The 665-nt window shown below is 34.4% G+C and carries 1 pseudogene; it reads left to right on the top strand.

The features are described from left to right. Positions 1-665: pseudogene (locus tag HMPREF0819_RS08840) on the top strand (transposase); the annotation flags it as partial.

Genomic DNA, 665 nt, shown 5'->3' with positions numbered 1-665 from the left:
CAATTTCAATTCAAGGACAACTATTCAACCTTACCTGAAGTACTGTCTTGAGATGAATTCTCTTATCAAAAAGGGAAACTAACCTTTATTGCTCAGGATTATGAGACTAAGAAAATCATCACAATTCTTGATAACAGACGACAAACAGCCATTCGCAATTACTTTTTCAAATACTCTCAAGAAGCTCGAGAAGAAGTGAAAATCGTTACTATGGACATGTCTGGTAATTACATCCCTTTAATCATGTTGCTTCGCTCTCCAGTTTCTAGGCTCAGGCTGAAACAGTCTATTCCTAGACTGTTTCACTCCCAAATGCTGAAATTGTTCTTGACCGTTTTCACATTGTCCAACACAGAACAGAGCACTAAAACAGACACGTATTCAAATAATAAAACAATTTGAGAAGCAATCTCTTGAATATCGTGTTCTAAAATATTACTGGAAACTCATTCAAAAGGATAGTCGAAAACTATCGCCTAATGCCTTTTATTCAAGGACTTTCAGAGAAACGTTAACGCCTAAAAAGTGTTTAGACAAGATTTTTAAACACGTTCCGCCATTTGAAAAATACTACAACCTTTATCAATTACTTCTTTTCCACTTACAAGAAAAAATATCGAACAATTTTTTGGATTAATTCAGGAAGCTTTACCTCAACTTAATCA

The organism is Streptococcus equinus ATCC 9812 (genome assembly GCF_000187265.1).
Lineage (GTDB): Bacteria > Bacillota > Bacilli > Lactobacillales > Streptococcaceae > Streptococcus > Streptococcus equinus.
This window is presented reverse-complemented; position numbering and strand designations above follow the sequence as displayed.